Genomic DNA, 16,025 nt, shown 5'->3' with positions numbered 1-16,025 from the left:
GGAGGGGATCATTGTGTCGTGCCAAAGGGAGCGGATTGGAGGCGGAAGGTCAAGGCCGCCGCGGGTGTCGCGGCGTTCGACGGTACATATGGCGGCCGATCCGGGAGGCTAGCCTCAGGTTGGATCGTGCCGCGGGGTCGTTCGCCTCTCCCGCGTGCGGGAGAGGTCGGCGCAAAGCGCCGGGTGAGGGCTTTCTCCTCTTGGGGATTGTCCCTTTGCGGAAACACCCTCTCCCCGACCCTCTCCCGCAAGCGGGAGAGGGAGCGCATCTCTGTCGTTGCAACGATCAAGCGTTGTCTCATCATGCTCTAGGAGCGCTCCCGCAAAGATGGTACACGCCGGACCGGCAAACGGGGCGGCATGACTTTCACCTCTTTTCAGTTTGGCGTTTTCGTCGCGGTCGTGTTCGGCGCCTATTACCTGCCGCCTCTGCGCCATTTCCAGGTGCAGCTGCTCGTGGCCGCGAGCGTGTTCTTCTACGGCTTCGGCCAGCCGGAGCTATTGCCGCTACTGCTGGTCGCGGTGCTCGGAACCCAGGTCTGCCTGGTGCTCGCGTTCGAGAACCGAACCGTCTGGATGCCGGCCGGCATCGTCTTCAATCTCGGCCTGCTGGCGTTCTTCAAGTACAAATTCCTGTTCGTTGACGCCGCGGCGGCCCACCTCACCGGCGTCGCACCGGTCGATTTCCTGTTGCGGCTGCCGCTGCCGATCGGCATCTCGTTCTTCGTGTTCCACAACATCAGCCTGCTGGTCGACCTGACGCGCGAGAAGCGCACCGTGCGCCTGCGCGAGGTGTTCCTCTACATCATCTTCTTCCCGCAGCTGGTGTCCGGCCCAATCACGCGCGCGGCCCAGTTCATGCCGCAGATCGTTCCCAAGCGGATCAGTGACGTTGCCTTCGTCGAGGCGGCGAAGTGGATCCTGGTCGGCTATTTCTTCAAGCTGTACGTGGCGAACAATCTCAACGAGATGACGTCCTATATGGACTTCCCGCTCTACGAGACGCTGCGCACGCAGGATCGCTGGCTGCTCGTGTTCCTCTACAGCTACCAGATCTACGCCGACTTCTTCGGCTACTCGGCGATCGCGCTCGGCCTCGGTCTGCTGTTCGGCTATCGCCTGCCCGTGAACTTCAACCTGCCCTACATCTCGACGTCGTTCTCGGAGTTCTGGACCCGCTGGCACATCTCCCTGTCGAGCTGGCTCAGGACCTATCTGTACATTCCCCTCGGCGGCAACCGGCACGGCACGGGGCGAACCTATCTCAACCTAATGATCGTGATGACGCTCGGCGGGCTCTGGCATGGCGCGAGCCTGAGCTACGCGCTGTGGGGCATGGCGCACGGGCTGCTGCTCGTCGTCGAGCGGCCGTTCCTGACACTTCTCGGCGATAGCAGTGCGGTGCGGGTGATCCGGATGGGCATCGTCTTCTTCTGCGTCACGATGCTCTGGATCTTCTTCAAGCTGCCGAACTTCGACCACGCGCTCGGCTATCTGAAGGGAATGTTCATCGCAACGGACGCGCCCAATCCGCCAAAACTGTTCACCAATCTCGCCCTGCTCTACGCCCTGCCGGTGATCATCCAGCATGTCGGCATCGGCGCGCTCGTCGATGGCGGGTTGCGGCGATGGGAGCCGTATCTCTATGGTGCGCTGGCGGCGCTGGCTTATCTCGAAGCCGGGCCCGACAGCGCCTTCATCTACTTCCAGTTCTGACATGCGGCAGGAATCAACGCTTTCGTGGATGATCAAGTGCATCTGTGTCGCGGCTGCGCTGCTGCTTGCCGGCGGCCTGGCCACGGCGCGATTCGGCGCGGCGCTCCGACAGCCGGCCGTCACCACCCGCGACGGCAGCCTCGTCACCCTCAACCGCTATGTGCGGGAGCCCACGCCTGATATCGTGCTGGTCGGCAGCTCGGTGACATGGCGTCTCAAGGAGGAGTATTTCTCGCTTCCCCGCGTCCGCAACCTGGCGCTGGCCGGAGGCTCGCCGGTGACCGGGCTCGAGATCGTCGCGAAGCAAGCGCGCCTGCCAAAGACCGTTCTCGTCGAGACGAATGTGTTGTCGCGCGAACCCGACGGCGCGCTGATCGAGAGATTTTCACATGGCGCGGGTGCGGAGGCGCCGTTGCTGCGCCCGGTGCGAACGGCGGTTGCGGCCTACGAAACATGGAATCACGCGCCGCCGGATCCGGCCCAGGCGCGTGCCGAGCGGGATCGCCTGCTCGGCCAGCCGCCGAGCACTTTCGACAACAGGGTCTATCTCGACCGCACCGTAGAACAGATGAACGAGGGCGACCCGACCGTGCCGGCGCGGGCCAATGCGATCCGTCTCCGGCAGCTCATCGAGGAGCTTCAGCGGCGCGGCGCCCGCGTCTTCCTGACCGAGATTCCGTTTGCGCCGGAGATCGCGGACTCCCGCTTCGTCAGGATGACCGGCGCGATCATCCACGAGGCTTTCCCGGACCGAGCGCTCTGGCTGCCGATTGATCCGCCGCGGAGCGAGCTGCGCTGGGCCGACGGCGTACATCTCGACGAACGGTCCGCCCTGATCGTCGTGCGCTCCATCGAAAGCGCTCTGACCGAGCGCGGCGCAGCGCGCCGGCCTTAGGCGAACGGGCGGCGCCTACACCGCCGCCGTGGTGACGCCGCCGTCGATGACGATGGTCTGGCCGGTCATGAAGCTCGACGCATCCGAGGCGAGGTAGGCGACGGCGCCGGCGATCTCGTCGGGCTCGCCGATGCGGCGGAGCGGCGTGGTTGCGGTGCGGCGCTTGAGCATGGCTTCGTCTTCCCACAGCGCACGGGCGAAATCGGTCTTGACGAGGCCGGGCGCGATGCAGTTGACGCGGACGCCCTTCGGGCCCCATTCGCCGGCAAGCGAGCGGCACAGCGCGAAGTCGGCGGCCTTCGAGATGCCGTAGGCGCCGATCACGGTGGAGCCGCGCAGGCCTCCGATCGAGGAGATGATGACGACCGAGCCGCTGCCGCGCTCGGCCATCCGCGGGATCGCCAGCGCAGAGAGCCAGATGTTGCTCTTGACGTTCGAGCCCATGATCTTGTCGAAGGCCTCGTCCGTGATGTCGAGCAGCGGGCCGTAATACGGGTTCACCGCCGCGTTGCAGACGAGGATGTCGATCTTGCCGTAATGTTTGGTCGCGCCTGCGATCAGCGCCTCGACCTCGGCCTTGCGCGCGATGTTGCAGGGGATGACGATGGCATCGCCGCCGGAAGCGTTGATGCCGTCGGCAACCTCCTTGCAGGCGTCCGCTTTCCGCGAGGACACCACGACCTTGGCGCCGAGCTTTGCCAGCAGCTCGGCGGAGGAGCGGCCGATGCCGCGGCTGGAGCCGGTGACCACGGCGACCTTGCCGGTGAGATCGAACGGGGTGTTTTTCATTGTTGTTGGGCTCCGTCTTCTTCGTCATTCCGGGGCGCGCGCGATAGCGCGTGAACCCGGAATCCAGAGATTGTGGCGCGAGATTCCGGGATCGCGCTTTGCGCGCCCCGGAATGACGCCAAGTCGTCAGATCAGCCCGCCCGCATCGGCGACACGGCGCTGGTGGTACTCGGTGTCGCCGAAGGTGTTCTCGATCATGGTGAGGCGCTTGAAGTAGTGGCCGATCTTCGCCTCCATGGTCATGCCGATGCCGCCATGGAGCTGGATCGACTGCTGGCCGACGAATTTCAGCGACTTGCCGATCTGCACCTTGGCCGCGGCGATGGCGTTGGAACGCTCCTTGGCGTTCTCGAAGTCGTTCGCCATGGTCGCGAACATCGACATCGATCGCGCCTGCTCGGCGGCGACGAACATGTCGGAGGCGCGGTGCTGCAGCGACTGGAACGAGCCGATCGCGACGCCGAACTGTTTTCGCGTCTTGATGTACTCGACCGTGGTCTTGAGCGATTCGTCCATCAACCCGACGGCTTCGGCGCAGAGCGCGACGCGCGCCTCGTCGACGACGCGCTCGATCAGCGCGAGCGAGTCCTCGGGATTGCCGATCGCGGCATCGGCGCCGAGCTCGACGCCGGTGAAGGTGACGTCGGCGGCGTGCAGGCCGTCCTGGGTCGGGTAGCCCTTCCTGCCGACGCCCTTGGCATTGGCCGGCACCAGGAATACGCCGATGCCGCCCTGATCGCGACGCTCGCCCCTGGTGCGCGCGGTGACGACGAGCGTGTCGGCATTCTCGCCGTTGAGCACGACGAACTTCTCGCCGTCGATGATCCAGCCGTCGCCCTTCTTCTTCGCCGTCGTGGTGACGTCGAAGAGATCGTAGCGCGAGTTCTTCTCGAGCTGGGCGAAGGCCAGCGTCTTGCTGCCGTCGATGATGCCCGGCAGATGCGCGGCCTTCTGCGCGTCGGTGCCGGCATGGCGCAGGAAGCCGCCGCCGATCACGACGGTTGCGAGATAAGGCTCGAGCACCAGCGCCTTGCCGAGCGCTTCCATCACGATCATGGTCTCGACGCCGCCGCCGCCGAAGCCGCCATCGGCCTCGCTGAACGGCAGGCCGAGCAGGCCCTGCTCGGCGAGCTTGAGCCAGACCGTTTTGCTCCAGCCGCCCTTCTCCTTCATGTACTTCTTGCGCTGCTCGAAATCGTAGGCATCGGTCAGCAGGCCGTCGATGCTTTCCTTGAGAAGCCGCTGCTCCTCGTTCAGGTCAAAATCCATGTTCTTTGCTTCCTCGTACCCGGACTATTTGGCTTCGTCATTCCGGGATGGCCCCGAAGGGCCAGGCCCGGAATCCATTTCGCCGTTGAACGTGCGGCCCGATGGATTCCGGGCTCGCGACTTCGTCGCGCCCCGGAATGACGGTGAGAGAATTGCCCTCCCCGCCTCCGCGGAGAGGGAGCAGATCACAGCCCCAGCACCGCCTTGGCGATGATGTTGCGCTGGATCTCGTTGGAGCCGCCGTAGATCGAGACCTTGCGGTTGTTGAAGTAGCTCGGCGCGATCTGGGCGGTCCAGTCCATGGCTTCGTTCGAGCCGTCGTCGCCGTGCACGTCGTAAGGCGCGGCGAACGGGCCGATCACTTCCATGAGCAGCTCGGTGGTGGTCTGCTGGATCTCGGAACCCTTGATCTTCAGCACCGAGGAGGCCGGATTGGGCTTGCCCTTGCCGTGCTTGCCCTCGTCGGCGACGACGCGGAGCTGCGTCAGCTCGAGCGCCTTCAGCTCGATCTCGCAGGCCGCCAGCTTCTCGCGGAAGGCGGGATCCTGGATGATCGGACGGCCCGCGGACTCGACCTTGGAGGCGAGATCCCTGATGCGGCGGATGCGCTCCTTGGAGACGCCGACGCGGGCGATGCCGGTGCGCTCATTGCCGAGCAGGAATTTGGCGTAATCCCAGCCCTTGTTCTCCTCGCCGATCAGGTTCTCGTAGGGCACCTCGACGTCGTCGAAGAAGACCTCGTTGACCTCGACGCCGCCGTCGATGGTCTGGATCGGACGCACGGTGACGCCCTTCGACTTCATCGAGAACACGATGAAGGAGATGCCCATCTGCTTCTTGGCGCTGGCGTCGGTGCGGCAGAGGCAGAAGATCATGTCGGCGTGCTGGGCGAGCGTGGTCCAGGTCTTCTGGCCGTTGATGATCCACTTGTCGCCCTTGCGCTCGGCCTTGGTCTTCAGCGAAGCGAGGTCGGAGCCGGAGCCGGGCTCGGAGAAGCCCTGGCACCACCAGTCGTCGACATTGGCGATGCGCGGCAGGTACTTCTTCTTCTGCTCCTCGTTGCCGAAAGTGTAGATCACCGGGCCGACCATGCTGACGCCGAAGGCGAGCGGCTGCGGCGCCGGATAGGACTGCAGCTCCTCGTTGAAGATGTAGTGCTGCACGCTTGTCCAGCCCGTGCCGCCATACTGCGTCGGCCAGTGGCTGACGCCCCAGCCCTTCTTGTTGAGGATGCGCCACCACGTCACCATCTCGTCCTTCGAGAGATGACGGCCCTCGACCAGCTTGCGCCGCGTCTCCGGCGGCACGTTGTCGCGGAAGAACTGCCGCACTTCCTCGCGAAACGCCTGCTCTTCCTTCGTGAATGCGAGATCCATCGGATCCTCCTGTGAACGGATTTTATTGTTACCAAGTCCCGCCGTCATTCCGGGATGCGCTGTAAGGCGCAGGCCCGGAATCCATATCCCCGATTCGTGGTTATGGATTCCGGGCTCGCCGCTTTGCGGCGCCCCGGAATGACGAACGAGATTACTGCAACACCTCGAACAACCCGGCGGCGCCCATGCCGCCGCCGACGCACATGGTGACGACCGCGTACTTGGCCTTGCGGCGGCGTCCCTCGATCAGGGCGTGGCCGGTGAGGCGCGCGCCCGACATGCCGTAGGGGTGGCCGACCGAGATCGCGCCGCCATTGACGTTGATCTTCTCGGGGTCGATGCCGAGCTTGTCGCGGCAATACAGCACCTGCACCGCGAAGGCTTCATTGAGCTCCCACAGGCCGATGTCGTCGACGGTGAGGCCATGGCGCTTGAGCAGGCGCGGCACGGCGAACACCGGGCCGATGCCCATCTCGTCCGGCTCGCAGCCGGCCGAGACGAAGCCGCGGAAGATGCCGAGCGGCTTGAGGCCACGCTTGGAGGCTTCCTTGTCGCTCATGATGACGGAGGCGCTGGCGCCGTCGGAGAGCTGGCTGGCATTGCCGGCGGTGATCGAAAAGCCTTCGCCGCGCACTGGCTTGAGGCCGGCGAGACCTTCGGCGGTCGTCTCGGGGCGCGGGCCCTCGTCCTGCGACAGCGTGACCTCCTTCATCGACACGGCACCGGTCGCCTTGTCGGTCACCGCCATCTGCGTGGTGATCGGCGCGAGCTCGTCCTTGAACTTGCCGCCCTGCTGCGCGGCCGCGGTGCGGCGCTGGCTCTCCAGCGAATATTCGTCCTGCTTCTCGCGCGAGATGCCGTAGCGCTTGGCGACGACCTCGGCCGTGTCGATCATGGGCATGTAGACCTCGCCCTTGATCTTGAGCAGCGCCGGATCCTGGGCGTGGAAGCCGTTCATCTTGTCGTTCTGCACGAGGCTGATCGATTCGCCGCCGCCGCCGACCGCGATCTCGACGCCGTCGAAGATCACCGAGCGCGCGGCAAGCGCGATGGCCTGGAGGCCCGAAGCGCATTGCCGGTCGATGGTGGTGCCGGCGACGGTGACGGGCAGGCCGGCGCGCAGCAGTGCCTTGCGCGCGATGTTGCCGCCGGTCGCGCCCTGCTGGAGGGCTGCGCCCATCACGACGTCCTCGATCTCCTTCGGGTCTACCTTGGCGCGCGCGACGGCCTCGCCGATGGCGTGACCGAGCAGCGTTGCGCCCTCGGTGGCGTTGAGCATGCCGCGATAGGCCTTGCCGATCGGGGTGCGGGCGGTGGAAACGATGACGGCGTCGGTCAAGAGCGACCTCCTGATGCAGTTTGAGTGGATTGTGGCGATTTCTGCTGCTGGCGCAATTCGTGGCGCGACAGCTTTCCGACCGGCGTGCGCGGCAGATCGTCAACGAACGCGACCTCGGCCGGCAATTCGTGCTTGCCGAGCTTGCCGGCGAGCTGCGCACGCAGCTCGTCGAGCGAGAACGGCTTTGCGTCGGGCCTCAGCTTGATGAAGGCCTTCGCCGCCTCGCCGCGATACTGGTCGGGGATGCCGAGCACGATCACCTCGTGCACGCCGGCAATGGTGTAGATCGCCTGCTCGATCATCTGCGGATAGACGTTGAAGCCGCCGGAGATGATCATGTCCTTCTTGCGGTCGACCAGGAAGAAATAGCCGTCCGTATCCAGGTAGCCGATGTCGCCGGTGAGGAAGCGACGCTCGACGAAGGCGTCAGTGGATCCCTCCGGCTTGTTCCAGTAGCCCTTGGTGACGTTCGGGCCCTTGATGCGGATCTCGCCGACTTCGCCCGGCGGCAGCACGCGTCTCGGGTCGTCCAGCGCGACCACGTCGAGCTCGATGCCGGGCAGCATCAGGCCGATCGAGCCGGGCTTGTCCGGTCCCGTCGGCGGATGGCCGGTGCCGGGCGAGCAGGTCTCGGTCATGCCCCAGCCGCTGCGCAGCTTCTTGCCGACCTTGCGCTCGAAGAAGTTCGCGATCTCCACCGGCAGCGGCGCGCCGCCGGAGCCGATGGTGGCGAGCGCGGAGAAGTCCCGCTTGTCCAGATCGGGCAGCGCGGCGATCGCGATCCACATCGTCGGCACGCCCGGGAAATAGGTCGCGCGCTTGACCTCGATGTCGCGCATCACGGCTTCGACATCGAAACGCTGATGCAGCGAGATCAGGTTGCCGCGGCGGAGCGAGGACAGCAGCACGACGGTGAGCGCGTAGATGTGGAACAGCGGCAGCACGCAGATCACGCGCTCGACGACACCGCCACGCGCGGCGCGCGCCGGCTTGCCCCAGACGTCGTAGATCGACACCGCCGAGGTGAGATTGCCGTGCGTCAGCATCGCGCCCTTGGGCAGGCCGGTGGTGCCGCCGGTATATTGCAGCAGCGCGACGTCATCGGCCGCAACGTTCGGCCACTCCGCCGGCGCGGTTGCGCCCTCGACGAAGGTCTTGAAGGTGACGATGCGGGGATCACCGGGGATCGCAGCCTGCGGCGTGCCGACCTTGCCCCAATCGTCGTCCTCGCAGACGACGAGGCGGTCGATCAGCCCCTTCTCCAGGAACTTCAGCGCGGTCGGCAGCAGCGCGGCGAGGTTGGAGGTGACGAGCAGGCGCGAGCCGGAGTCGGAGACCTTGTGCGTCAGCGCGATCTCGCCGTCGAGCGGGGAGAGATGCGCGACGCGGGCGCCGGCCTTCAGCGCGCCGAAGAAATTGACGGGATGGTCCGGCGTGTTGCCGAGGAACAGCGCGACAGAGCTGTTCTTGCCGCAGCCGGCGCGCAGGAACGCCGCCGCAGCGCGCTCGGCCATCGCGGCGAGCGCGGTGTAGGTGATCGGCCGGTCGCGGAATTCCAGCGCGGTGCGTGGACCGTAATCGGCGGCGGCTTTCGACAAGAGGTCCGGGAGCGTGCCCTGGACGATGGCGTCGTCCCACCGCACGCCCTCGGGATAAAACTGTTCGCCGGGATGGGTCATTATTCTGAGTTGATTGAGCCAGCAACTAACAGAGACCGTCATTCCGGGGCGCGACGAAGTCGCGAGCCCGGAATCCATAACCACCAGCCGGGGTTATGGATTCCGGGCCTGCGCCTTGCGGCGCATCCCGGAATGACGAGGGTTGAGACGAACCGGCCATCACGCCGCCTTCGACGCAGCCGCCAGCGAGGCGAACGTCTTGCCCTCCGCCGCGAGCTTCCTCAGCAGCGGGGCGGGCTCGAGGCTGGGGTCGTTGGTCTCCTTGGCGTAGAAGGCCAGGCGATCGGCGATGTGCTTGAGGCCGACCGTGTCGGCCCAGAACATCGGGCCGCCGCGGTAGATCGGCCAGCCATAGCCATAGAGCCAGACCACGTCGATGTCGGAGGGGCGCGCCGCTATGCCCTCTTCGAGAATCTTCGCGCCCTCGTTGATCATCGGATACATCATGCGCTCGAGGATCTCCTCGTCGCTGACGGCGCGCTTCTTGCGGCCCAGACGCAGCAGCGTCTCGTCGATCAGCTTCTCGACCTCCGGATCGGGCAGCGGCGCGCGGGAGCCGGCTTCGTACTTGTAGTAGCCCTTGCCGGTCTTCTGGCCGAAACGGCCAGCTTCGCAGAGGGCGTCGGCGATCTCCGACTTGATGCCGCGGTCCTTGCGCGAACGCCAGCCGATGTCGAGGCCGGCGAGGTCGCCCATCGCGAACGGCCCCATCGGCATGCCGAATTTCGTCACCACGGCATCGACCTGCTGCGGCAGCGCGCCTTCGAACAGCAGCTTCTCGGACTGCTTGCCGCGCTGCGCCAGCATGCGGTTGCCGACGAAGCCGTCGCAGACGCCAACCACGGCCGGCACCTTGGCGATCTTGCGCGCGATGGTGACGGCGGTGACCAGCGCATCCGGCGCGGTCTTGTCGGCGCGCACGATCTCGCACAGCTTCATGACGTTGGCCGGCGAGAAGAAGTGCATGCCGAGCACGTCCTGCGGACGCTTGGTCGACTTCGCGATCTCGTCGATGTTCAGATACGAGGTGTTGGAGGCGAGCACGGCGCCGGGCTTGGCGAACTGGTCGAGCTTGCCGAACACTTCCTTCTTCACAGCCATGGTCTCGAACACGGCCTCGATGACGAGGTCGGCATCGCCGACATTCTCGATGCCGACGACGCCGTTGATCAGCGCCATGCGCTTGGCCGGGGCATCGGCCGGGATGCCACCGCGCGCCGCGGTCGCTTCCCAGTTCTTCTGCATGATGCCCATGCCGCGCTTGAGCTGCTCCTCGCCGGTCTCGATCAGGGTGACGGGAACGCCGGCATTGGCAAAGGACATCGCGATGCCGCCGCCCATGGTGCCGGCGCCGAGGATGGCGACGCGGTTGACGGCGCGCGACTTGGTGCCCTCGGGGACGCCCGCGATCTTGGCAGCCTCGCGTTCAGCGAAGAAGGCGTAGCGCTGCGCCTTGGACTGGTCGCTGGCGACGAGCTTCAAGAAGCCCTCGCGCTCCTTCTTCAGGCCTTCGTCGAACGGCAGGTCGATGGCATAGCCCACCGCGTCGGCCGCCGCGAACGGCGCCTCCAGGCCGCGCGACTTCTTGGTCATGGCGGCAACGGCATTGGTGAAGATCGAGCGGTCGGCCTTGGCCGCCGCGATCTTGGAATCGTCGTCGCGCAGGCGGCGCAGCGGACGCTTCTCGGCCAGCAGCTTGCGCACGAAGGCTTCGCCACCCGAGGCCGGGCCTTCGACGATCTCCTCGATCAGGCCGTTCTTCAGCGCTTCCGCCGCACCGATCGGATCGCCGCCGACGATCATCTTCACCGCAAGCTCAGGTCCCACGGCACGCGGCAGGCGCTGGGTGCCGCCGGCACCCGGCAACAGGCCGAGCTTCACCTCGGGCAGGCCGAGCTTTGCCTCTTTCACCGCGACGCGGAAATGACAGGCGAGCGCGACCTCGAGGCCGCCGCCGAGCGCGGTGCCATGGATCGCAGCAACGACCGGCTTCGGCGAGTTCTCGATCTCGGACAGCACGTCGTTGAGGGCGGGCGGCTTCGGCGGCTTGCCGAATTCGGTGATGTCGGCACCGGCAATGAAGGTGCGGCCGGCGCAGGTCAGAACGATGCCCTTGATCGCGGGATCGGCGATCGCGGCCTTGATGCACTCGAAGATGCCGCCGCGGACTGCGGCACTCAGCGCATTGACCGGAGGGCTGTCGACCGTGACGATCCCGACTTCGTCATGACGCTCAAGCTTGACCACTTCGCTCACGGTGTTCCCTCCTTGGTGGGGATTTACTTTTATTCGATTTCGCGGTGCGGAATTTAATTCCGCATCTTGACGGCAGGGTTATTTTGAAGCACGGACGTTGTCAACGACTCCGCGCAAGAAGCAGATCAGGGATGAAGCGTACAGGAAAGAAGACTGCGACCGATCGGAATTTCGTCGTCGCGCTTTCCCGCGGACTGGACGTATTGCGCGCATTCCAACCCAATGACGGCCTTCTCGGCAATCAGGAGATCGCGGCGCGGACCAACCTGCCCAAGCCGACGGTGTCGCGGCTGACATATACGTTGACGAAGCTCGGTTATCTGACGCCGGTTCCCCGCTTCGAGAAGTATCAGCTCGCGCCCGCCGCGATGTCGCTCGGCTACGCCGCGCTCGCCAATCTCGGCGTTCGGCATTTGTCCGAACCGTTCCGCGAGGAAGTGATGCGCGCGACCGGCGGCGCCGTCGCCGTCGGCGGCCGCGACCGCCACAGCATGATCTATTTCGGGCAGAGCCGCGGCAGCGAGACGGTCGGCGTTCAACTTGACGTCGGCTCCCGCGTGCCGATTGCAACCAGTGCGATGGGCCGCGCCTATTTCTGGGCGCTCGACGACGACGGCCGCGCCGAAGTGTCCCGCATTCTGCGCGAACATTACGGCAGCCGCTGGCCGAAGATGCGCGATGGATTGGAACGTTCCGGCGAGACCGTCGCGAAATACGGCTTTGCGATTTCGGTCGGCGACTGGCACGACGACATCGGCGCCGCCGGCGTCGCGCTCAAGCTCAATGACGGAACCGGCCCCTACGCATTCAATTGCGGCGCACCCGCATTCCGCTTCACGGAAGAGCGTTTGATCAACGACATTGGACCGCGTCTGCTCGCGATGGTAAGGAACATCGAAGCGGCACTCGGGGGTCTGATGCCGCATTCAAAAAAAGACGTCAGCAAAAAGCTGAAATCAGGAGGAAAAGTTGCGCGTGTGGCCGAGGGATTCAGATAGCCTTTGTCATCACCGGGAGCGGTTCGCATCGCCCCTTCGCCCACTGAATCGCGTGGGCGAGACGAGATGACGCAGGCACAGCTCGCGCGGGGGACATCGCCCCTGCTCGCAGTTCGCGACGTCAGCGTCGTGTTCGGCGGCATCATCGCGCTCAACGGCGTGTCCTTTGACATGCACAAGGGCCAGATCCTCGGATTGATCGGCCCCAACGGCGCCGGCAAGACCACACTCTTCAACTGCCTCTCGCGGCTCTATCAGCCGTCCTCCGGCGACATCCTGATGGAGGGCGTGAGCATCCTGTCGCGGCCGCCGCACCGGATCGCCGAGATCGGCATCGGCCGCACCTTCCAGAACGTGGCGCTGTTTCCGAACCTTTCGGTGATGGACAACGTCCGCGTCGGCGCCCATTCGAAGACCTCCAGCGACATCATCAGCGACTCCCTGAGACTCGCCTGGGTCCGGCGCAGCGAGACCAGCGTCAACAAGAAGGTGCACGAGATCCTCGCCTATCTCGACCTCGAGGACGTCGCCCACACCACTGTCTCCGGCCTGCCCTTCGGCACGCAAAAGCGCGTCGAGCTGGCGCGGGCGCTGGCGGCGGATCCGAAGATCCTGCTGCTCGACGAGCCGGCCGGCGGCCTCAATCACGAGGAAGTCCATGTGCTCGGCGACCTCATCCGCCGCATCCGCGACGACCGCCACATGACCGTGCTGCTGGTCGAGCATCACATGGGCCTCGTGATGTCGATCGCCGACCACGTCGTCGCGCTGAATTTCGGCAAGAAGCTCGCGGAAGGCACGCCGGCCCAGGTGCAGGCGGACCCCGACGTCATCAAGGCCTATCTCGGGAGCAAGGACCAATGACGACACTGCTCAACGTCAAGGACCTGCGCGCCTATTACGGCCAGGTCCAGGCGCTCCATGGCCTGTCGTTCTCGCTCAACGAGGGTTCGCTGACGACGCTGCTCGGCGCCAACGGCGCCGGCAAGACCACGACGCTGCGCGCGATCTGCAACATGGTGCGCTCGACCGGCGCGATCGAGTTCGACGGCAAGCCGCTGAACAACCGCTCGACCGAGAACATCGTGCGGTTCGGCATCGCCCATGTGCCGCAGGGCCGCGGCACCTTCACCAACATGACGGTGGAGGAGAACCTCCAGCTCGGGGCCATCACCCGCAAGGACGGCGCCGGCATCGTCTCCGACATCGAGCGCATGTATGCGCATTTCCCGGTCTTGAAGCAGCGCCACACCCAGCAGGCCGGCACGCTCTCCGGCGGCGAGCAGCAGATGCTCGCGGTCGCCCGCGCCCTGATGCTGCGGCCGCGGCTGATGCTGCTCGACGAGCCCTCCTTCGGCCTCGCGCCGCTCGTCGTGCGCGACCTGTTCGGCATCCTCGGCAAGATCAACCGCGAGGACAAGGTGTCGATCCTGGTGGTCGAGCAGAACGCCCAGCTCGCGCTCGAGCTCGCCGACAAGGCCTATGTCATCGAGACCGGACGCATCGTGATGTCGGGCAACGCCAAGGACATCGCGAACAACGAAGAAATCCGCAAATCCTATCTGGGCTACTGAGGAGCGGATGATGGCCGAGATTTATCGACACGTTCCGTACACCTCTCCCCAGCGGGGAGAGGTCGATTTGCGCAGCAAATCGGGTGAGGGGCCGCAGCTCCACCTTGACACCGTAACCCCTCACCCGCGCCTTCGGCGCGACCTCTCCCGAAGGGAGATGTGGACTTTCAACGCCGTCGCAGTTCAGCCCAAATTGGGCAAGTCTTAGGGAGCCGGCACGATGGAGCTTTTCACCAACCAGGTGCTGGCCGGGATCGCCACGGGCGCGATCTACGCCTGCATGGCGCTCGCCGTGGTCATGATCTACCAGGCCATCGACCATCTCAACTTCGCGCAAGGCGAGATGGCGATGTTCTCGACCTTCATCTCCTGGCAGCTGATGCAATGGGGCATCCCCTATTGGGCCGCCTTCGTGATCACGCTGATCTTCTCGTTCATCGCCGGCATCGCGATCGAGCGCATCCTGTTCAAGCCGCTGACGAAGGCGCCGGTGCTGACCAACGTCGCCGGCTTCATCGCGCTGTTCGCCATCATCAACTCCTCTGCGGGCCTGATCTGGGACTTCACCATCAAGCAGTATCCGACCCCGTTCGGCTCCGCGCCGTTCCTCGGCAGCCAGCTCATCTCGACCCATCAGGCCGGCATGATCGGCGTCACCGTGCTGCTGCTGCTCGGCCTCTACTTCTTCTTCCAGTACACCAGGATCGGCCTTGCCATGCGCGCGGCCGCCTCGGTGCCCGAATCGGCGCGCCTCGTCGGCATCAACACCTCCTGGATGATCGCGCTGGGCTGGGGCATGGCGTCGGCGATCGGCTCGATCGCCGGCATGCTGATCGCGCCCGTGGTGTTCCTCGAGCCCAACATGATGGGCGGCGTGCTGATCTACGGCTTCGCCGCGGCGGTGCTCGGCGGACTGACCAGCCCGTTCGGCGCCGTGGTCGGCGGCTTCCTGGTCGGCGTCTTCGAGAACCTCGCCGGCACCTACATCCCCGGCGTCGGCAACGAGCTGAAACTCCCGATCGCGCTCGCGCTGATCATCTCCGTCCTGGTCGTCAAACCCGCTGGTCTGTTCGGCCGGCACATCGTCAAGCGAGTTTGATCATGAGCGCAGTAGAAGAAGTCGCCGAAGGCCATCAGGCGGTCGAGGCCGTTCCGAAGCGGGCCATGACGCTGGGCACCGGCACCTCGCTGGTGGTGCTGGCCGCGCTGCTGATCGCGCCCGTCTTCGTCAAGAACTTCATCATCTTCCAGATGACGATGCTCCTGATCTACGGGCTCGCGGTGCTGGCGCTGAACATCCTGACCGGCGGCTCCGGCCAGTTCTCGCTCGGCCAGAGCGCCTTCTACGCCGTCGGCGCCTATACGACCGCGGTGCTGATGGAGCATTTCAACGTCAACTATGCGCTGACGCTGCCGGTCGCCGGCGTGGTCTGCTTCGGCTTCGGCTTCCTGTTCGGGCAGCCGGCGCTGCGGCTCTCCGGTGTCTATCTCGCGCTTGCGACCTTCGCGCTCGCCACCGCGATGCCGCAGCTGTTGAAGCTGAACTTTCTCGAGCACTGGACCGGCGGCGTGCAGGGCCTCGTCGTCACCAAGCCGGACGCTCCGTTCGGCCTGTCGATGTCGCAGGACATGTGGCTGTACTACTTCACGCTCGTCGTCACGCTCGCGATCTACATCTTCTCCGTGAACCTGTTGCGCTCCCGCTCCGGCCGCGCCTTCATGGCGATCCGCGACAACGAGATCGCGGCCTCTTCGATGGGCGTCAACGTCGCGCTCTACAAGACGCTGGCCTTCGGCGTCTCCGCCGCCATCACCGGCATCGCCGGTTCGCTCGGCGCCATCGCGGTGCAGTTCGTCGCGCCCGACAGCTACACCATCACGCTCGCGATCTCGCTGTTCCTCGGCATGGTCGTCGGCGGCGTCGGCTGGCTGCCCGGCTCGTTCGTCGGTGCGGCCTTCATCATCTTCGTGCCGAACATGGCGGAGAGCATCTCCAAGGGCCTCTCCGGCGCCGTGTTCGGCGTGCTGCTGTTCCTCGTCATCTACCTGGTGCCGCATGGCGCAAGGCAGATCGCGATCTTCGGCCAGCAACTCGCCGGCAAGCTCAGAAAGAACTGAAAACCCCCGCCAAGAC

Annotated in this window: 13 protein-coding genes; 7 read left to right on the top strand and 6 right to left on the bottom strand. The window is 65.4% G+C overall.

Annotated elements, in window-relative coordinates; translation table 11 throughout:
- The first annotated feature begins 360 nt into the window (after positions 1-360).
- Positions 361-1,716 carry an MBOAT family O-acyltransferase gene (locus GPL20_RS16660; protein ID WP_167533066.1) on the top strand — a complete coding sequence of 452 codons (1,356 nt, stop codon included), beginning with the start codon at positions 361-363 and terminating at the stop codon, positions 1,714-1,716.
- The gene (locus GPL20_RS16655) at positions 1,646-2,611 is read left to right on the top strand and encodes a hypothetical protein (protein ID WP_157330602.1); all 966 of its coding nucleotides are present in this window, start codon (positions 1,646-1,648) and stop codon (positions 2,609-2,611) included. Before GPL20_RS16660 ends, GPL20_RS16655 begins: the two co-directional genes overlap by 71 nt.
- A 15-nt stretch (positions 2,612-2,626) precedes the next feature.
- On the opposite strand, the gene GPL20_RS16650 is transcribed toward GPL20_RS16655, so the two are convergent.
- From GPL20_RS16650 to GPL20_RS16625, 6 genes are all read right to left on the bottom strand, one after another.
- The gene (locus GPL20_RS16650; RefSeq protein ID WP_157330601.1) at positions 2,627-3,400 is read right to left on the bottom strand and encodes an SDR family NAD(P)-dependent oxidoreductase; all 774 of its coding nucleotides are present in this window, start codon (positions 3,398-3,400) and stop codon (positions 2,627-2,629) included.
- Between the two features lie 126 nt (positions 3,401-3,526).
- Positions 3,527-4,669 carry a pimeloyl-CoA dehydrogenase small subunit gene (gene pimD, locus GPL20_RS16645; protein WP_157330600.1) on the bottom strand — a complete coding sequence of 381 codons (1,143 nt, stop codon included), beginning with the start codon at positions 4,667-4,669 and terminating at the stop codon, positions 3,527-3,529.
- A gap of 185 nt (positions 4,670-4,854) precedes the next feature.
- The gene (pimC, locus tag GPL20_RS16640) at positions 4,855-6,045 is read right to left on the bottom strand and encodes a pimeloyl-CoA dehydrogenase large subunit (protein WP_157330599.1); all 1,191 of its coding nucleotides are present in this window, start codon (positions 6,043-6,045) and stop codon (positions 4,855-4,857) included.
- A gap of 151 nt (positions 6,046-6,196) precedes the next feature.
- Positions 6,197-7,384, bottom strand: a complete 1,188-nt coding sequence (locus GPL20_RS16635; RefSeq protein ID WP_157330598.1) for an acetyl-CoA C-acyltransferase — start codon at positions 7,382-7,384, stop codon at positions 6,197-6,199.
- Positions 7,381-9,063 carry a dicarboxylate--CoA ligase PimA gene (gene pimA, locus GPL20_RS16630; RefSeq protein ID WP_157330597.1) on the bottom strand — a complete coding sequence of 561 codons (1,683 nt, stop codon included), beginning with the start codon at positions 9,061-9,063 and terminating at the stop codon, positions 7,381-7,383. The genes GPL20_RS16635 and pimA overlap by 4 nt, the downstream gene beginning before the upstream one ends.
- A 159-nt stretch (positions 9,064-9,222) precedes the next feature.
- Positions 9,223-11,319: a 3-hydroxyacyl-CoA dehydrogenase NAD-binding domain-containing protein gene (locus GPL20_RS16625; protein ID WP_254125284.1), complete on the bottom strand. Its 2,097-nt coding sequence runs from the start codon at positions 11,317-11,319 to the stop codon at positions 9,223-9,225.
- Between the two features lie 131 nt (positions 11,320-11,450).
- On the opposite strand from GPL20_RS16625, the gene GPL20_RS16620 reads away from it, so the two are divergent.
- From GPL20_RS16620 to GPL20_RS16600, 5 genes are all read left to right on the top strand, one after another.
- Positions 11,451-12,317 (top strand): IclR family transcriptional regulator, encoded by an 867-nt coding sequence (locus GPL20_RS16620; RefSeq protein WP_157330596.1) that lies wholly within the window; start codon positions 11,451-11,453, stop codon positions 12,315-12,317.
- A 66-nt stretch (positions 12,318-12,383) separates the two neighbouring features.
- Positions 12,384-13,181 carry an ABC transporter ATP-binding protein gene (locus GPL20_RS16615; RefSeq protein ID WP_157330595.1) on the top strand — a complete coding sequence of 266 codons (798 nt, stop codon included), beginning with the start codon at positions 12,384-12,386 and terminating at the stop codon, positions 13,179-13,181.
- Positions 13,178-13,891, top strand: coding sequence for an ABC transporter ATP-binding protein (locus GPL20_RS16610; protein ID WP_157330594.1), 714 nt, complete (start codon positions 13,178-13,180; stop codon positions 13,889-13,891). The genes GPL20_RS16615 and GPL20_RS16610 overlap by 4 nt, the downstream gene beginning before the upstream one ends.
- Positions 13,892-14,111: 220 nt before the next feature.
- Positions 14,112-14,990, top strand: a complete 879-nt coding sequence (locus GPL20_RS16605; protein WP_157330593.1) for a branched-chain amino acid ABC transporter permease — start codon at positions 14,112-14,114, stop codon at positions 14,988-14,990.
- Between the two features lie 2 nt (positions 14,991-14,992).
- Entirely contained in the window at positions 14,993-16,009 is a 1,017-nt protein-coding gene (locus GPL20_RS16600; protein WP_157330592.1) for a branched-chain amino acid ABC transporter permease, read from the top strand.
- Positions 16,010-16,025 lie beyond the last annotated feature (16 nt).

Source organism: Bradyrhizobium cajani (assembly GCF_009759665.1).
GTDB classification, from domain to species: domain Bacteria; phylum Pseudomonadota; class Alphaproteobacteria; order Rhizobiales; family Xanthobacteraceae; genus Bradyrhizobium; species Bradyrhizobium cajani.
This window is presented reverse-complemented; position numbering and strand designations above follow the sequence as displayed.